We start from the raw sequence: 15,596 nt of genomic DNA, 5'->3' as shown, positions 1-15,596 counted from the left end.
AAGGCGGCTTAACGATAAAAAAACCGGTTTTCTCAATTGAGAAGACCGGTTAGGAGTGCGGGATATACAGCGCCAATTCGGGGATTATTTATATTTTTTCCCGATGATAATTTTGCAGGAGATCAGTGCGAACGGCAGCCGTTCCGAATGATAGAGGCTTGGGAGCAACGCGCGCGGACGCTATTTACGGTCTTTCTTCCATGCCGCCTCATCCAGCGACTTCAGGTAAGCCAGCTTCTCGCCGATCTTGCCTTCCATGCCGCGCGGCACCGGCTGGTACCAGTGCGGCTCGGCCATGCCTTCCGGCAGGTAGGTCTCGCCGGCCGCATAGGCACCCGGCTCGTCGTGGGCGTAGCGGTACAGCTTGCCGTAGCCAAGTTCTTTCATCAGCTTGGTCGGCGCATTGCGCAAATGTTCCGGCACGCCGCGTGACTTGTCCTTGGCAACGAAGGCGCGCGCGGCGTTGTAGGCCTTGTAGACAGCGTTCGACTTGGCGGCGCAGGCGAGGAAGATCACTGCCTCGGCCAGCGCCAGCTCGCCTTCAGGAGAACCAAGCCGCTCATAGGTTTCAGCGGCGTCAAGCGTGATGCGCAGGGCGCGCGGGTCGGCCAGGCCGATATCCTCGGTGGCCATGCGCACCAGCCGGCGCGACAGGTAGCGCGGATCGGTGCCGCCGTCGAGCATCCTCACCAGCCAGTACAGCGCCGCGTCCGGGTTGGAGCCGCGCACCGACTTGTGCAGCGCCGAGATCTGGTCGTAGAAGGCGTCGCCGCCCTTGTCGAAACGCCGCAGGGCGTCGCCCAGGCATTCGGCCAGCAGCGCCTGGTTGACTTCTTCCTGCCCCTTGGCAGTGGCGGCGCGGAAGACGATTTCGAGGTTGTTCAGGAGTTTCCTGCCGTCGCCATCGGCGCTGGCCACCAGCATGGCCTTGGCTTGCGGATCGATATCCAGGCCTTCGAGTTCCTCGATGCAGGCGCGGTCCACCAGCGCATCCAGGTCTTCTTCGGTCAGCGACTTCAGCACGTAAACGGCCGCGCGCGACAGCAAGGCGCTGTTGACTTCGAAGGACGGGTTTTCGGTGGTGGCACCAATGAAGGTAAACAGCCCGCTTTCGACATGCGGCAGGAAGGCATCCTGCTGGCTCTTGTTAAAGCGGTGCACCTCGTCGACGAACAGGATGGTGCGACGGCCGGAATTGGCGCGCACGACTTGCGCCCGCTCGACCGCTTCGCGGATTTCCTTGACACCCGAGAGCACCGCCGACAAGGCGATGAATTCAGCATTGAAGCTTTGCGCCATCAGGCGCGCCAGCGTGGTCTTGCCGACGCCCGGCGGCCCCCACAGGATCATCGAATGCGGCTCGCCCGATTCGAACGCCACGCGCAGCGGCTTACCGGGACCGAGCAGATGCTGCTGGCCGATGACGTCATCGAGCGCCTGCGGACGCAGGCGCTCGGCAAGTGGAATGGAAGACATTTACTGCTCGAAGACGTCGGCGCCCTTGGGCGCGACGAACTTGAACTGGCCCGGCTTGAGCGGCGGATTCCTCTCGAATTTCTTGAAGGTCAGCAGCGACACCTGGCCGAAGGAATCACGCAATTCCATGGCCTGCGGCACACCGTTCTTCAGGCCGATGCCAATCTGGTCGAAGGTGGTGTCCTTGGCCATCGGCGTGGCTTGCAGCCATTCCAGGCCATCCTTGCTGCCGCCTTCTTTCAGGACGAAATTCTTTTCCAGGTCGTTGCTGCCGAACAGGATCGCCGCCGGCGAGGAACCCAGCGCGTTACCCAGCTTCCTGACCGTGACCTGGTTCAGGTCGCGGTCGTAAATATAGAGTTTTTCGCCATCGGCTTGCAGCAATTGCTCGTAGGGCTTCTGGTACAGCCAGACAAACTTGCCGGGACGGGCGAAAGTGAAGGTGCCGGTCGATTCCTGCGACACCCTTGGCTTGCCATCCTTGTCAGCCTTCACCAATCGCTGGGAAAACTCGCCTTGCGCCGACTTGGTGGTGGCGACAAAGGATTTGAACTGTTCCAGCGCAGAGGCCGCTGCGAGGCCCGGCAGCAGGGCGACCGCCGCCGCGCCGGCGCACAGCAGCGCGCGCCATGCGGCCAGGCTCACGCCCGCCAGGCGCTTTTGTTGCCGCATTTCTTCCCGCATTTCTTCCATCAATTTCAAAATAATCATCCTATTCGCTTGCATTACCCGCTGGCACCATGATTTCCCGATTGCCATTGGATTGCATGGTTGACACCAGGCCGCTCTGCTCCATCTGTTCGAGCAGGCGTGCAGCCCGATTGTAGCCGATGCGCAGGTGACGCTGCACGAGCGAGATCGAAGCCCGGCGGTTTTTCAGGACCACGGCGACGGCCTGGTCGTACAGCGCATCGGCTTCGCCGCCGCCTGCGCCTTCGCCGCCGAGCGCTCCGCCCTCGCCGCCCTCATCAAGCGAGCCGCCTTCCAGGATGCCTTCGATGTAATTCGGCTCGCCCTGCTCTTTCAGGTGCGTGACCACCCGGTGCACTTCCTCGTCGGAGACGAAGGCGCCATGCACACGCACCGGCAAGCCGGTACCAGGCGGCATGTACAGCATATCGCCCATGCCCAGCAAGGCTTCCGCACCCATCTGGTCGAGGATGGTGCGCGAGTCGATCTTGCTGCTGACCTGGAAGGCGATGCGGGTCGGGATGTTGGCCTTGATCAGGCCGGTGATGACGTCCACCGACGGCCGCTGCGTGGCGAGGATCAGATGGATGCCGGCGGCGCGCGCCTTTTGTGCGATACGGGCGATCAGTTCTTCGACCTTCTTGCCAACTACCATCATCAGGTCGGCCAATTCGTCGATGATGATGACGATGGTCGGCAGTTTTTCCAGCGGCTCGGGGGCGTCCGGCGTCAGGCTGAAAGGATTGGGAATCTTTTCTTCCTTTTTGTCCGCATCGGCAATCTTGTTGTTGTAGCCAGCCAGGTTGCGCACGCCGAGCTTGCTCATGAGCTTGTAGCGCCGCTCCATTTCGCCTACCGCCCAGTTCAGCGCGTGGCCGGCCTGGCGCATGTCGGTGACGACCGGCGCCAGCAGGTGCGGAATGCCTTCATACACCGACATTTCCAGCATCTTGGGATCGATCAGGATCAGCCGCACATTGTTCGGATCAGCCTTGTAGAGCAGCGACAGGATGGTGGCATTGATGCCCACCGACTTGCCCGAGCCGGTAGTACCGGCCACCAGCAAGTGCGGCATCTTGGCAAGGTCGGCAGTAACGGGGTTGCCGGCAATATCCTTGCCGAGCGCGACCGTCAGGCTGGAGGTGCTGTCATTGTAGACTTTGGAGCCGAGGATCTCGGTCAGGCGGACGATCTGGCGCTTCGGGTTGGGCAACTCCAGCCCCATGTAATTCTTGCCCGGGATGGTCTCGACCACACGAATCGAGGTCAGCGACAGCGAACGTGCCAGGTCGCGCGCCAGGTTGACGATCTGGCTACCCTTCACGCCCGTGGCCGGCTCGATTTCGTAGCGGGTGATCACCGGACCGGGATAAGCCGCCACCACCTTGGCCTCGACGCCGAAGTCGGAAAGCTTTTTCTCGATCAGGCGGCTGGTGAATTCCAGCGTCTCGACGCTGACGGTTTCCTGCGACGGCGGCGCATCGTCCAGCAAGGACAGCGGCGGCAGGTTGGTGTCGCGCATGTCGGCAAACAGCGACACCTGCCTTTCCTTTTCCACCCGTTCCGATTTCGGCACCGCCACCACTTGCGGCTCGATGCGGATCGGCGGCGCCACTTCGATCTTGGCGCGTTCCTGCACCACCGCCACTTCCCGCTTGACTGCGGCTTCCTGGCCCAGCTTGCGGTCTTCGCGCGCGGCATTCAGGTTGCGGATGGCGGCAATCGACCATTCGATGCCGCCGCCGATCTTCTCGGCCAGCGTCAGCCACGACACCTGGAACAGCAGGCTGAAGCCGACCCCGAACACCAGCAGCAAGAGCAGCGTGGCGCCGGTGAAGCCGAAGGCATTGTAGGCGGCCGCACCCAGCACCTCGCCCAGCACGCCGCCCGGCGCACGCGGCAATTCCGCCTTCAGGGAATACATGCGCAGGTATTCGATCGCCACGCTGCCCGTCAGCAGCAGCACGAAGCCGATGCCGCGCACCCAGCCTTCATGGCGCTGCATGGGCGCGGGTTCCTGGCGCAACAGGTAGCGTTGCGAGAGGCGGCGGTAGCCGCCCCAGACCGTCCACAACACCATCACGCACCACCACCAGGCCGACACGCCGAACACGAACAACATCACATCGGCCAGCCAGGCGCCGAGGTGGCCGCCCCAGTTGTGCAGGCGTGCCGCCGCGTTGGCATGCGACCAGCCGGGATCGAGCCGCGAATAGCTGGATAAAATCATGACCAGGTAGACCGACAGGCCGGACAGCGCAATCCAGCGCGCCTCGGACAGCAGGCGCACCAGGCGGCTGGGCTCGGGCGGCTCGGCGGGCGCGGTATTGCGGGTATAGGCTTGGGCGGTTCTCGTCATAAATCAGCTTGCTGGCGCATCGACTATAATCCTGTTTAGTTTACCTTGCGCAAGGCCGAATAATCCGGCTGCCGTGGAAATTTTGCCCCTTGCGCGCGCATTCGTCCACAAACTCTCTTCCGAATCCAGCTTATGACCACCTCCAAACACGCCAAAGTCCTGATTCTCGGTTCCGGCCCGGCCGGCTACAGCGCCGCCGTGTATGCCGCGCGCGCCAACCTCAAGCCGATGCTGGTCACCGGCGTCGAGCAAGGCGGCCAGCTGATGACCACCACCGACGTCGAAAACTGGCCAGGCGACCCGATGGGCGTGCAGGGGCCGGAACTGATGCAGCGCCTGTTGCAGCATGCCGAGCGCTTCCAGACCGAAATCGTGTTCGACCACATCCACACTACTTATCTGAATGAAAAGCCGTTGCGCCTGGTCGGCGATGCCGGCAGCTATACCTGCGACGCCCTGATCATCGCCACCGGCGCCTCGGCCCAATACCTCGGCCTGCCCTCCGAAGAATCCTTCATGGGCAAGGGCGTGTCGGCCTGCGCCACCTGCGACGGCTTTTTCTACCGCGGCCGCGACGTCGCGGTGGTCGGCGGCGGCAATACCGCGGTCGAGGAAGCGCTGTACCTGTCCAACATCGCCAGCAAGGTTACCGTGATCCACCGCCGTGACAAGTTCCGCGCCGAACCGATCCTGATCGACCGCCTGATGGCCAAGGTCGCCGAAGGCAAGATCGAGGTCAAGTGGCACCATACCCTGGATGAAGTACTGGGCGACGCCTCCGGCGTGACCGGCGTGCGCATCAAGTCCACTGCCGAAGGCAGCACCAGCGAATTCAATGTGCATGGCCTGTTCATCGCCATCGGCCACAAGCCCAATACGTCGATCTTCGAAGGCCAGATCGACATGCACAACGGCTACATCAAGACCAAGACCGGCCTCGAAGGCGGCGCCACCGGCACCAACATCCCCGGCGTATTCGCCGCCGGCGACGTCCAGGACCACGTCTATCGCCAGGCGATCACCAGCGCCGGCACCGGCTGCATGGCGGCGCTGGACGCGCAGCGCTACCTGGAAGGCCAGGAAGGCTGATAACATTCAACGAGTTTGTTCCATCATGGCCACCATCAAGGATTTTGCGGCGCTCAATTCATTGAGCAAGGAACTCAAGCAAAAGGAAGAAGCGCGCAAGGCGGAAGCTGCCGAACGCGCGCGCCGCGAGCAGGAAGCGCAGCGCGAAGCCGACCTGTTCCGCCGCAGCATCGGCAACAACATCAAGCCCTTGCCTTCCAAAGACAAGCTCAGCCATGCCCCTGCCCCGCCGCCACCGGTGGCGCGCCAGCATCAGGCCGATGAGGAAGCCGCGCTGAGGGAATCTTTGTCGGATGAATTCAGCATCGAGACCCTGCTCGAAAGCGACGAGGCCTTGAGTTATGCGCGCGCCGGCATCGGCGCCGACGTGCTGCGCAAGCTGCGGCGCGGCCACTGGGTCATCCAGGGCGAACTGGACCTGCATGGCTTGCGCACCGACGAGTCGCGCGAGGCGCTGGGCGAGTTTTTACGCGAGGCCGACAAGCGCGGCTGGCGCTGCCTGCGCGTGGTGCACGGCAAGGGCCTGGGCTCGGTCAACAAGCAACCGGTGCTGAAGAACAAGGTGCGCAACTGGCTGGTGCAAAAGGATGAGGTGATTGCCTTTTGCCAGGCGACGCCGGCCGATGGCGGCGCCGGCGCGCTGGTGGTGTTGCTGAAGGCGCAGATCTGACGATCCTGCTTGCCGTCGCAACAAACAAAAAGGGTTCTTCATTGGAGAACCCTTTTTTCAATGCATCCTGATGAATTTAACGCCCGGAGCAGTGCCCGCCGCTGGCGGCCTGGCCGCTGCCAAGCGCAATCGGCGGCGGCTCGCCCCGACTGCCGCTGCTGTGCAGGGTGTCGAGCGCGATCAGCGTCGCAAACAGCACCCAGAACAGCGTGGTGATCAAACCGAAAATGCGTTTGCCATTCATGTTCTTTTCCTCCATCAGGCGCTGACACGCTGGCGCAGGCGCACGCCGACCAGCGAACCGGCAAACGCCAGCGCGAACCATACCCAGCCGTGCACGCTGGCCGAGGCGATACCGTCCAGGAAGGCGCCGACATTACAGCCAAACGCCATGCGCGAGCTGTACCCCATCACCAGACCGGCGGCGGCGCCAGCCAGCAGGCGCTTGGCCGAGGGAATGCGGATATCCGCCGGGCCATTCCAGCGCGATACCGCCAGTGCGCCGAAGATCAGACCGATATTGGTGACCGAAGTGACGTCGGCCAGAATCGGAGCGGCCAGACGATCGGCATGCGGCGCCATGCCCCAGAAGGCGTCGCCAAACGGGCTCCAGCCCACTGCGGTGGCCGCCTTCGCGCCCCACAGGCCGATGCCGTAGACGATCCCCCAGGGCTGCCCGGCGATGACCAGATGCAGCACGTACAGGATCGCCAGCAGGATCGCGCCGATCCACCAGCGCTTGGCCCAGCCTGGCTTGGCCAGCTGGGCCGCCACTTGTGCCGGCGCCAGCGTGGCACGATGCTTTTTCGCACCACGTGCCGCCAGCCAGGCCACCAGGCCGCAACCCGCGACCGTAATCGCCAGCGCCGCCGGCCAGCCGAATTGCAGCAGGTCCACCGGCGGCAATCCGCCCAGCGCGATCCAGCCAGGCTGGTGCGAAGCACCGACGAAACTGCCGATGGCGAAGGTCGGCAGCACCGCAAAGGAAATCGGCGCGCCGGCGCCGGCCTTGTACAGCGTGCCGGAACCGCAACCGTCAGCCAGCTGCATGGCAGCGCCGAACAGGAAGGCGCCCAGCACCAGGCTGATGGTCAGCGGCGCCACCGCACCAACCAGTTCGCCGGCATTGTTGGCGATCAGTGGCAGCGAGATGGCGGCGGCCAGCACCAGCAGCAGCATCTGCGCCCACAGCCCCTGCGGATCGCGGTTTTCGATATAGTTGCGCCAGCCCGTGGTGAAGCCAAAGCGGGCGCCCTGCAATACGGCGCCGAAACCGATGCCGAGCAGCGCCAGCAGACCCTGCCGCAAGCCGCCGCCCAGCGTCACGGCGAGCACGAGCGCCAGCCCGCCGGCGACCAGCGCAAAGCGCATCATGAAACCCATGTGCTGCCCCTTACTTCTTCAGCGAACGCTTGGCATCCTGCATCAGGGCGGTCACGCGGGAAGGCTGATTGTCCATTGGCAGCTCGCTCTTGCTCCATTCGACCACTGATTCCGGGTACAGCTTGACATCCTTGTTGCCGGCGATTTCCGACAGCACGAACCAGTTGGTGGCAGCCCAGTGGCCGGTATTGCAGAACGACACGGCCGGCTTGCTGGCGAGGCCGGCTTGCCGGGCAATCTGCAACAGATCGGCAGCCGGTTTCAGTGTCTTGTCGTCGGCATTGAAGAAGGCGGCATTGTCCAGCCATTGCGCGCCCGGCAGAGTGCCGTAGCGGGCAGCCGCATCGACGCGCTGCTCGCCCTTGAAGAAACCTTCCGGACGGGCGTCGAGCAGCAGCGGCGCCTTGCCGGACTTGACGGCAGTGGAAACTTCCTCTGTGTTGACGATCATGGCCTGGTCGTAGCGGTAAGTGAACTGGGTTGCAGTTACCTTTGGCGTGTCCGTGTCGAGCGTGCCGCCGGCAGCTTGCCAGCCCAGCGTGCCGCCGTCCAGCACCGACAGGCGGGTCAGGCCACCCGCCTTGAGCGTCCAGTAGACGCGGGCGGCTGCGCCGAAATCGGTATGGTTGGTGCCGGCATGGGCGACGATCACGCGGCTATTGGTATCAATGCCTGCCCGGCGCAGCAGTTCGGTCAGTTTCGTTTCGGGCGGCAACGCGCCGGCATTGTCCGCCGGCCCGCGATAAGCGCCATAGGGCGTGTTGATGGCACCAGGTATATGCCCTGCCGAATAATCCTTTTCGGCGCGGATATCGAGCACGCGCACGCCGGACTGGCCGAGCAATGACTTCAGCTCGTCTGCCTTGAGCAGCGGCGAAACACCAGCCTGGACGGCGGATGCAGGGGTGGCAGCGAGCGCTGCAGATGGTACGAACGCAATGAAATTACCTGCCAGCAGTGTGGCAGTAAGGGCAAGTTTTAGCATGGAATTCTCTTGAAAGGGATGCCGACACGGGATGCCGGGCTAAGTATTGAATCTTACCAAGAAACGTTAAAACAAAAAACGATTTATACCTGGTTTGTTTATGAGTTTATGTAATATGGATTTAAGGCAGGGGCCAATGAGGGGGGCCAATGCGCCGGCAACGTTTTTTTGCGCCGCAGTTCCCGGCACTCCGCCCCCATCCGGCTTAGACGGCGTCGGGGCCCGTCTCGCCGGTCCGGATGCGGATCACCTGCTCGACGCTGCGCACGAAGATCTTGCCGTCGCCAATCTTGCCGGTGCGGGCCGCCTTGATGATGGCGTCGACCGCCGGCTCCACCGCATTGTCGTCCACCACCGCCTCGATCTTCACCTTGGGCAGGAAATCGACGACGTATTCGGCGCCACGATACAGCTCGGTATGGCCTTTCTGACGGCCGAAACCCTTGACTTCCGTGACGGTCAGGCCGGATACGCCGACTTCAGCCAGCGCTTCGCGCACTTCGTCGAGCTTGAAAGGTTTGATGATGGCGACGATCTGTTTCATGAGCTGCTCCCTGGGTTCAAATGCGGTTTGGACGTTTGATGACGATTATTCACGATTTTCATCGTCAATGGAATTTCGAAGTAATCGGATAGCGCCAGTCGCGACCAAAGGCGCGATGCGTGACGCGGATGCCGACCGGCGCCTGGCGCCGCTTGTATTCGTTGATCTTGATAAGCCGGGTGACGCGCTCGACGTCTTCATGACGATAGCCTGCCGCCTCGATCTCGCCCTGGCTGCGGTTCTCTTCCATGTACAGCTGCATGATACCGTCCAGCACATCGTAGGGCGGCAGCGAGTCCTGGTCGGTCTGGTCCGGCCGCAATTCGGCCGAGGGCGCGCGCGTCAGGATGCGCTCGGGGATCACCGGCTGGCCCGGGTTGAGCGCATTACGCCAGGCGCACAGGCGGTACACCAGGGTCTTGGCGATATCCTTGATGACGGCAAAGCCGCCGGCCATGTCGCCGTACAGGGTGCAGTAACCCACCGCCATCTCGCTCTTGTTGCCGGTGGTGAGGACGATCGCGCCGAACTTGTTGGACAGCGCCATCAGCAGGGTGCCGCGGATGCGCGCCTGGATATTCTCTTCAGTGGCATCTTCCTTCAGGCCGGCGAATTCCTGCGCCAGCGTGTTCCTGAATGCGGCAAAGCAGTCGACGATGGGAATTTCATCGTAGCGCACACCCAGTCGCGCGGCCATGTCGCGCGCATCGAGCCAGGAAATGTCGGCAGTATAAGGCGACGGCATCATCACCGTGCGCACCTTGTCGGCGCCCAGTGCATCGACGGCGATGGCCAGCACCAGCGCCGAATCGACGCCGCCCGACAGGCCGATGATCGCGCCGGGAAAGCCGTTCTTGCCGATGTAGTCGCGCACGCCCAGCACCAGCGCCTGGTACACCTGCGCCTCGATCGGCTGCGCTGCGGGCAGGAACTGCGCCAGCGGCGTCACGCCGTCGAACTCGACGGTGCGCAAGTCTTCCTGCAGATGCGGCAGCTCGGCGCAGATATTGCCTTGCTGGTCGAGCACGAAGGAATTGCCATCGAATATCAGCTCATCCTGGCCACCCACCAGGTTCGCATACACCAGCGCCAGGCCATGCGCCGTGACGTTGGCGCGCATGACATCGTAGCGCTGGGATTGCTTGTTCATGTGGAACGGCGAGGCATTCAGCACCAGCAGCACTTGCGCGCCTGCTTCCCTGGCACACAGCGGCGCCGGCGACGACCAGGTATCCTCGCAGATGTTGATGCCGAAGCGCACGCCGCCGACCTCGAACACATAAGCTTGGCTGGCGGCGGTGAAATAGCGCTTTTCATCGAACACGGCATCGTTGGGCAAGGCATGCTTGCAATAGGTGCCGACGATCTGGCCGTTACGGATCACCGAGGCGGCGTTGTAGCGTGCGCCATCCTTTTCCAGCGGATGGCCGACCACCACGTGCACATCCTTCAATGCGGCGAGGTCAGCCGCCAAAGCGTCGAGCGCCTGCGCCGATTTTGCGTAGAATGAATGGCGCAACAGCAAATCTTCCGGCGGATACCCAACCAGCGCCAATTCGGGCGTGAGCACGATATCGGCGCCCTGCGCGGCCGCGCGACGGGCGCAGTCAAGGATTTTTGCGCTGTTGCCGGCGAGGTCGCCGACGGTGCAGTTGATCTGGGCTATGGCGACTTTGACTGTCATGACGGTAAATCTGGAGGCTTGGACTGGTTTGATGCTGAATTATCGCACGTGTATCGTTTCCACTCTGGCCGAAATCGGCCAGCCGGCCTGGGATGCCCTAGTGGGCATGCAGGAAGACGCCAATCCGTTTTTGTCTTACGCCTTCCTCGCCGCCCTGCACGAGAGCGGTTGCGCCACGCCGGAGACCGGCTGGCGGCCGCAATACCTGTGCCTGTGGCAGGGCGATGAACTGCATGCGGCGCTGCCCCTGTATGCCAAGTCGCATTCCTATGGCGAGTATGTGTTCGACTGGTCCTGGGCCGATGCCTACCGGCGCCACGGCATGCGTTATTACCCCAAGCTGCTGGCGGCAATTCCTTTCACGCCGGTGTCCGGCAACCGCCTGCTGGCGCGCGATGCTGCCGGCCGCGCCGCGCTGGTGGCCGCCTTGTGCGAACTGCAGCGCACCAGCGGACTGTCATCCACCCATGTGCTGTTCCCCACCGAAGCCGAGGCGCAGGCGCTGCGGCACGCCGGTTTCATGCTCCGGCGCGGCGTGCAATTCCACTGGGAGAACGCCGGCTATGCCGACTTCGACGATTTCCTGGCCACCCTGGAGCGCAAGAAGAGCAAGAACATCCGCGCCGAACGGCGCAAGGTGGCCGAGGCGGGCGTGCGCTTCCGCCAGGTCGAAGGCAGCGCTGCGACAGCGGCCGACTGGGCTTTCTTCCACCGCTGCTATGCCAATACCTATGCCGAACATCACTCGACACCCTACCTGAACCTGGCATTTTTCAAGCGCATCGGCGCGACCATGCCGCAACACATCCTGCTGGTGTTCGCCGAGCGCGACGGCAAGCCGATCGCCGCGTCGCTGCTGATCCATGACGACCGCGCGCTGTACGGGCGTTACTGGGGCGCGCTGGAGCACGTGCCCTGCCTGCATTTCGAAACGGCGTATTACCAGCCGCTGGATTTCTGCATCCGCCGCGGCATCCAGAGCTTCGAGGGCGGCGCCCAGGGCGAACATAAACTGGCGCGCGGCTTCCTGCCGCGCCAGACCTGGTCTGCCCACTGGCTGGCAGATCCGGCGTTTGCCGATGCGATTCGCCATTTTTTACACCAGGAAGCCAGCGGCATGGGCGCCTATATTGACGAATTACAGGAGCATGCGCCCTTCCGAAATGTCAAAAATTGTTAGATTAACAATTTATCAACAACAAATAACTGCAAGTTACGCAGCTTGAAGGCATTCTGCAATGCCATGAACATTGCACACGCTCACGCCGGAACGCCGCCCGCAACGCCCGAACTCAAACGGGTCGGCCGCTTCACCATCCTGCGCGAACTGGGGCGCGGGGCGATCGGCGTGGTCTACCTGGCGCAGGATCCGGTCATCGACCGCCAGATCGCCATCAAGACCTTCAATCCCAAGCTGTCGCCGCTCGAGCGCAAGAAGCATGAGGAACAGCTGATCAACGAGGCGCGCGCCACCGGCCGGCTGTCGCATCCGCATATCGTCACCATTTTCGATGCCACCACCGAGGGCGGCCTGACTTACATCGCCATGGAATACCTGCAGGGGCGCGAGTTGAGCCGCCTGCTGGCGCGGCAGCACCCCTTCGAGCTCAATGACATCGCCACCATCATCTGGAAAGTCGCCGATGCGCTTGATTACGCCCACCGCAATGACGTGGTCCATCGCGACATCAAGCCAGCCAACATTTTCATGGTTGGCGAGAATCAGCCGAAAATCGTCGATTTCGGCATTGCCCGGTCGCCCAACCGGGTCGCCGACCAGTACGCCAACACCAGCGACGCGCCGTACACGCTGTTCCACAACAATATTCTCGGCACGCCCACCTACATGTCGCCGGAACAGGCTTGCGGCGAGCCGGCCGATGCCCGCTCGGACATTTATGCACTCGGCGCGGTGATGTATGAAATGCTGGCGGGGCGCAAGCCCTTCCAGTCGCGCGACACGGAAAAACTGTTGCAGATGATCGCGCTGAAGACGCCGCCGGCGCCGCACGAGATCAATCCGCAGGTGCCGGAGGCACTGTCGCAAATCGTCATGAAGGCCATGCAGAAGCGCCCGGAGAAACGCTACCAGCACGCGCACGAAATGGCCAACGATCTCAAGCGCTACCTGGTCAAGGGCCGGCGGCCGCAGCCGTCCCAGGCCGCGCCGGAGCAGGAAGAAAATGCCGGCGATGGGCGCGGCATGCCGGGCAAACTGGCATGGCTGGCCGGCCTGCTGGTGCTGGCCGGCGGGCTGGCCGTACTGGCGCCGCGTTTTCTGCATTGACGGCAGCACCCGGTCCGCCATCAGCCTCGCCGCCCCTGGCCTAGCGCGGGTTCAGGGCCGCCACCACCTGCCCCTTGAGCGTCTTGATCATCGCCGTTTCGTCCGGCGGCACGCCTTCGGTGGCTGGCAGGATGCGATCCGCGTAAAACAGGCCTAGCGGTTTTTTCTGCACCACCAGCGGCAGCACGATAAAGCTGCGGGCGTCGGGCAGCAAGGCGCGGTGCCATGCGGGAATCAGGTCGCGGATCTTGGCATCGGCCGCATCCGAAATCAGCAGGTCCGCTTCATTGGCCAGCGCCAGGTGGAACAGGTCGCGCGACGGATTCGCCGAAAAGGCGAAGCCGGCCTGGCGCGCCGCATTGTTTTCGCCGAGCGAAATGCGGGCGCGGAACTGGTTGCTCTTGATATCCTTCAGGCAGACCGTGGCAAAACGGAAGCCCATGCCGCGATAAATCGTTTCCAGCACCAGCATGATCAGGTCGTTGGCCTTGCAGCGGCCGGACGCCATCATTTCAGTAACGTCCTGCACCCCGGCGAACAACAGTTCGCGCGCATTATGGGGCTTGCCGCTGGCGTGCCGCCCGCCCGCCTGTGTCGGGTCTTCGCCGTCTGCCGTCTGCAGCAGGAATTCGGCCGGCAAGCCGAGCAGCGCGCCATCCTCGCCCTCCAGCTGGCGCCACAAGGCGGCGGCCTCGTCTTTCTGCACCGGCTTGGGCAACGACGCCGCAGGGACCACAGGGGCCAGCTGCAACTGGCCCGCCAAGGCATTGGTTTCTTCCGTGACAGTGACCAGCATCTGCCCGAGTTTCGCCTGGTCCAGGTTCAGCGCAGCGCCAAAACGTGCCACCAGCGCTACCAGCGCTGCTCCGGCGGCATCGACATCGTCCGCCTGCGCGAGCATGCCGGCAGCGGCGTTGCTGAAGGCCGCCACCTGCTGTATCCATTCCTGGCGATTGCGTGCCGGCCGCAGGGCGCCAGCCGGCAGCGGCGCCTGCGCCTTGACAATCATCTCCGGCATGTCCCATGCCGTCATCACGATTTCGGCGAGTGTTTCAAAGCCGCTGCCGATGACTTGCCGTGCGGCTTTCGCCGGCGCCATGCCCTGCCGCGCCAGGGCATTGATTTCAGCGTACAGGGTATGGTCGTGCGCTGCCACCAGCAGCCGGCCAATGTTGCCGAACAGGGCAGCAATCGCTGCTTCCTCGGCATCCCTGTGCTGGCTGCGGCGCGCCAGCTCGCGCCCGAACATGCTGGCCGAGAGGGCATGCAGCAATTCGCCGCGGACACCGGCGGCGCGGCTGCCGGGCATGCGGTCCACCAGCAGCATGCCAAGCGCGCAAGTCTTCACCGTGTCAAAACCCAGCAGGAAGATGGCCTTGGAAATCGTCGTCACCGGCGAACTGGAGGCATGGCTGCGAAAGCAGGCGGCGTTGGAAATGCGCAGGATTTTCTGCGTCAGCGCCACATCCGACATGATGAAATGCGCCAGATTGCGCACCGCCTCATCATCCGACGAGGCCAGTTGCACCACCCTGGAAACCGAACTGCCCAGCGCCGGCAAGTTGCCGTTGGCGCTGATTTTTTCCAGCAGCTCGTCGCGCACCGCCTGCAATGCCTCGCTGTCCGGCGCATAGTGCGCAACAGCGTCTTTCGATTCTCCAGGATGGTTCGGCAAAGCTTGCGACCTCTCGTCTATTGGATGCGCCGGCGCTGGCTGCCGCCGGGCCTTGTACTGTTTACTTAATCTACTGGAATTGCGCTACAGAAACAACAAGCGGGCAGCCGATCTGGCGCTCCGTGACATTATTTAAAAAAAGCGCACAACAGGTGTGCGCTTTTGTGAGCTTGCGAGCTGCGGGCAGTTTGCCCGAGGCAGGCTCAGGCCTTGGCGGCGTCTTTCTTGTAGGCTTCGACACCCGCCATGATCTCGGCTTTGGCTTCCTCCGGACCGGCCCAACCTTCAACCTTGACCCACTTGCCCTTTTCCAGGTCCTTGTAATGCTCGAAGAAATGCTGGATCTGCTGCAGGCGCAAATCATTCAAGTCTTCCGGCTTCTGCCACTGGGAGTAAATCGGCAGGATCTTGTCGACCGGTACTGCCAGCACCTTGGCATCGGCGCCGCCTTCGTCCGTCATGTTCAACACGCCGATGGCGCGGCAGCGCACCACCACGCCGGGAATCAGCGCAAACGGCGTAATCACCAGGACGTCGACCGGGTCGCCATCGCCGGCGATGGTTTGCGGCACGTAGCCGTAATTGCAGGGGTAATGCATGGCCGTACCCATGAAGCGGTCGACGAAGATGGCGCCGGTTTCTTTGTCGACTTCATACTTGACCGGATCGGCATTCATCGGGATTTCGATGATTACGTTGAAATCGTTGGGCAAATCGCGGCCGGCGGGAACATTACTCAGGCTCATGGTGTTTT

14 protein-coding genes are annotated in these 15,596 nt (G+C 62.9%); 4 read left to right on the top strand and 10 right to left on the bottom strand.

Annotated elements, in window-relative coordinates:
* Positions 1-180: 180 nt before the first annotated feature.
* The 3 genes from D3878_RS02255 to D3878_RS02245 are packed head-to-tail and all read right to left on the bottom strand — an operon-like array spanning position 181 to position 4,525.
* On the bottom strand, positions 181-1,476 hold the full coding sequence (locus tag D3878_RS02255) for a replication-associated recombination protein A (RefSeq protein WP_119783994.1): 1,296 nt from the start codon (positions 1,474-1,476) through the stop codon (positions 181-183).
* Positions 1,477-2,187 carry an outer membrane lipoprotein chaperone LolA gene (gene lolA, locus D3878_RS02250; RefSeq protein WP_420799469.1) on the bottom strand — a complete coding sequence of 237 codons (711 nt, stop codon included), beginning with the start codon at positions 2,185-2,187 and terminating at the stop codon, positions 1,477-1,479.
* 1 nt (position 2,188) lies between these two features.
* Positions 2,189-4,525, bottom strand: a complete 2,337-nt coding sequence (locus D3878_RS02245; protein ID WP_119783993.1) for a DNA translocase FtsK — start codon at positions 4,523-4,525, stop codon at positions 2,189-2,191.
* A 132-nt stretch (positions 4,526-4,657) separates the two neighbouring features.
* Between D3878_RS02245 and trxB the strand changes: the two genes are divergently transcribed.
* Both trxB and D3878_RS02235 read left to right on the top strand, forming a co-directional pair.
* Complete coding sequence (trxB, locus tag D3878_RS02240) at positions 4,658-5,614, top strand: thioredoxin-disulfide reductase (RefSeq protein ID WP_119783992.1); 957 nt, start codon at positions 4,658-4,660, stop codon at positions 5,612-5,614.
* A 25-nt stretch (positions 5,615-5,639) separates the two neighbouring features.
* Complete coding sequence (locus tag D3878_RS02235; RefSeq protein ID WP_119783991.1) at positions 5,640-6,284, top strand: Smr/MutS family protein; 645 nt, start codon at positions 5,640-5,642, stop codon at positions 6,282-6,284.
* 76 nt (positions 6,285-6,360) lie between these two features.
* Here the strand turns inward: D3878_RS02235 and D3878_RS23965 are convergent, their stop codons facing one another.
* From D3878_RS23965 to D3878_RS02210, 5 genes are all read right to left on the bottom strand, one after another.
* Positions 6,361-6,528 carry a hypothetical protein gene (locus tag D3878_RS23965; protein WP_199688061.1) on the bottom strand — a complete coding sequence of 56 codons (168 nt, stop codon included), beginning with the start codon at positions 6,526-6,528 and terminating at the stop codon, positions 6,361-6,363.
* Positions 6,529-6,542: 14 nt separating this feature from the next.
* Positions 6,543-7,658, bottom strand: a complete 1,116-nt coding sequence (locus D3878_RS02225; protein ID WP_420799572.1) for a YeeE/YedE family protein — start codon at positions 7,656-7,658, stop codon at positions 6,543-6,545.
* Between the two features lie 19 nt (positions 7,659-7,677).
* Positions 7,678-8,652: a sulfurtransferase gene (locus D3878_RS02220; protein ID WP_119783988.1), complete on the bottom strand. Its 975-nt coding sequence runs from the start codon at positions 8,650-8,652 to the stop codon at positions 7,678-7,680.
* 205 nt (positions 8,653-8,857) lie between these two features.
* The gene (locus D3878_RS02215) at positions 8,858-9,196 is read right to left on the bottom strand and encodes a P-II family nitrogen regulator (protein ID WP_119783987.1); all 339 of its coding nucleotides are present in this window, start codon (positions 9,194-9,196) and stop codon (positions 8,858-8,860) included.
* Positions 9,197-9,260: 64 nt separating this feature from the next.
* Positions 9,261-10,880: an NAD+ synthase gene (locus D3878_RS02210; RefSeq protein ID WP_119783986.1), complete on the bottom strand. Its 1,620-nt coding sequence runs from the start codon at positions 10,878-10,880 to the stop codon at positions 9,261-9,263.
* A 31-nt stretch (positions 10,881-10,911) separates the two neighbouring features.
* Between D3878_RS02210 and D3878_RS02205 the strand changes: the two genes are divergently transcribed.
* The gene (locus D3878_RS02205) at positions 10,912-12,060 is read left to right on the top strand and encodes a GNAT family N-acetyltransferase (protein WP_119787655.1); all 1,149 of its coding nucleotides are present in this window, start codon (positions 10,912-10,914) and stop codon (positions 12,058-12,060) included.
* A 63-nt stretch (positions 12,061-12,123) separates the two neighbouring features.
* Positions 12,124-13,167 (top strand): serine/threonine protein kinase, encoded by a 1,044-nt coding sequence (locus D3878_RS02200; RefSeq protein ID WP_119787654.1) that lies wholly within the window; start codon positions 12,124-12,126, stop codon positions 13,165-13,167.
* A 40-nt stretch (positions 13,168-13,207) separates the two neighbouring features.
* Here the strand turns inward: D3878_RS02200 and D3878_RS02195 are convergent, their stop codons facing one another.
* Together D3878_RS02195 and ppa are read right to left on the bottom strand one after the other, a co-directional pair.
* The gene (locus tag D3878_RS02195; RefSeq protein ID WP_233556201.1) at positions 13,208-14,842 is read right to left on the bottom strand and encodes an HDOD domain-containing protein; all 1,635 of its coding nucleotides are present in this window, start codon (positions 14,840-14,842) and stop codon (positions 13,208-13,210) included.
* A 203-nt stretch (positions 14,843-15,045) separates the two neighbouring features.
* Positions 15,046-15,588 carry an inorganic diphosphatase gene (gene ppa, locus D3878_RS02190; protein WP_119783985.1) on the bottom strand — a complete coding sequence of 181 codons (543 nt, stop codon included), beginning with the start codon at positions 15,586-15,588 and terminating at the stop codon, positions 15,046-15,048.
* Between the last annotated feature and the right edge of the window lie 8 nt (positions 15,589-15,596).

The organism is Noviherbaspirillum sedimenti (genome assembly GCF_003590835.1).
Lineage (GTDB): Bacteria > Pseudomonadota > Gammaproteobacteria > Burkholderiales > Burkholderiaceae_D > Paucimonas > Paucimonas sedimenti.
Note: the sequence above shows the minus strand (reverse complement) of the source record. Positions and strands in the feature narration are given on the sequence as shown.

Bases quoted from the DNA above. Each gene is read 5' to 3' on its own strand.
- D3878_RS02255 (WP_119783994.1), bottom strand. From the start codon at position 1,476: ATGTCTTCCATTCCACTTGCCGAGCGCCTGCGTCCGCAGGCGCTCGAT.
- lolA (WP_420799469.1), bottom strand. From the start codon at position 2,187: ATGATTATTTTGAAATTGATGGAAGAAATGCGGGAAGAAATGCGGCAA.
- D3878_RS02245 (WP_119783993.1), bottom strand. From the start codon at position 4,525: ATGACGAGAACCGCCCAAGCCTATACCCGCAATACCGCGCCCGCCGAG.
- trxB (WP_119783992.1), top strand. From the start codon at position 4,658: ATGACCACCTCCAAACACGCCAAAGTCCTGATTCTCGGTTCCGGCCCG.
- D3878_RS02235 (WP_119783991.1), top strand. From the start codon at position 5,640: ATGGCCACCATCAAGGATTTTGCGGCGCTCAATTCATTGAGCAAGGAA.
- D3878_RS23965 (WP_199688061.1), bottom strand. From the start codon at position 6,528: ATGAATGGCAAACGCATTTTCGGTTTGATCACCACGCTGTTCTGGGTG.
- D3878_RS02225 (WP_420799572.1), bottom strand. From the start codon at position 7,658: ATGATGCGCTTTGCGCTGGTCGCCGGCGGGCTGGCGCTCGTGCTCGCC.
- D3878_RS02220 (WP_119783988.1), bottom strand. From the start codon at position 8,652: ATGCTAAAACTTGCCCTTACTGCCACACTGCTGGCAGGTAATTTCATT.
- D3878_RS02215 (WP_119783987.1), bottom strand. From the start codon at position 9,196: ATGAAACAGATCGTCGCCATCATCAAACCTTTCAAGCTCGACGAAGTG.
- D3878_RS02210 (WP_119783986.1), bottom strand. From the start codon at position 10,880: ATGACAGTCAAAGTCGCCATAGCCCAGATCAACTGCACCGTCGGCGAC.
- D3878_RS02205 (WP_119787655.1), top strand. From the start codon at position 10,912: ATGCTGAATTATCGCACGTGTATCGTTTCCACTCTGGCCGAAATCGGC.
- D3878_RS02200 (WP_119787654.1), top strand. From the start codon at position 12,124: ATGAACATTGCACACGCTCACGCCGGAACGCCGCCCGCAACGCCCGAA.
- ppa (WP_119783985.1), bottom strand. From the start codon at position 15,588: ATGAGCCTGAGTAATGTTCCCGCCGGCCGCGATTTGCCCAACGATTTC.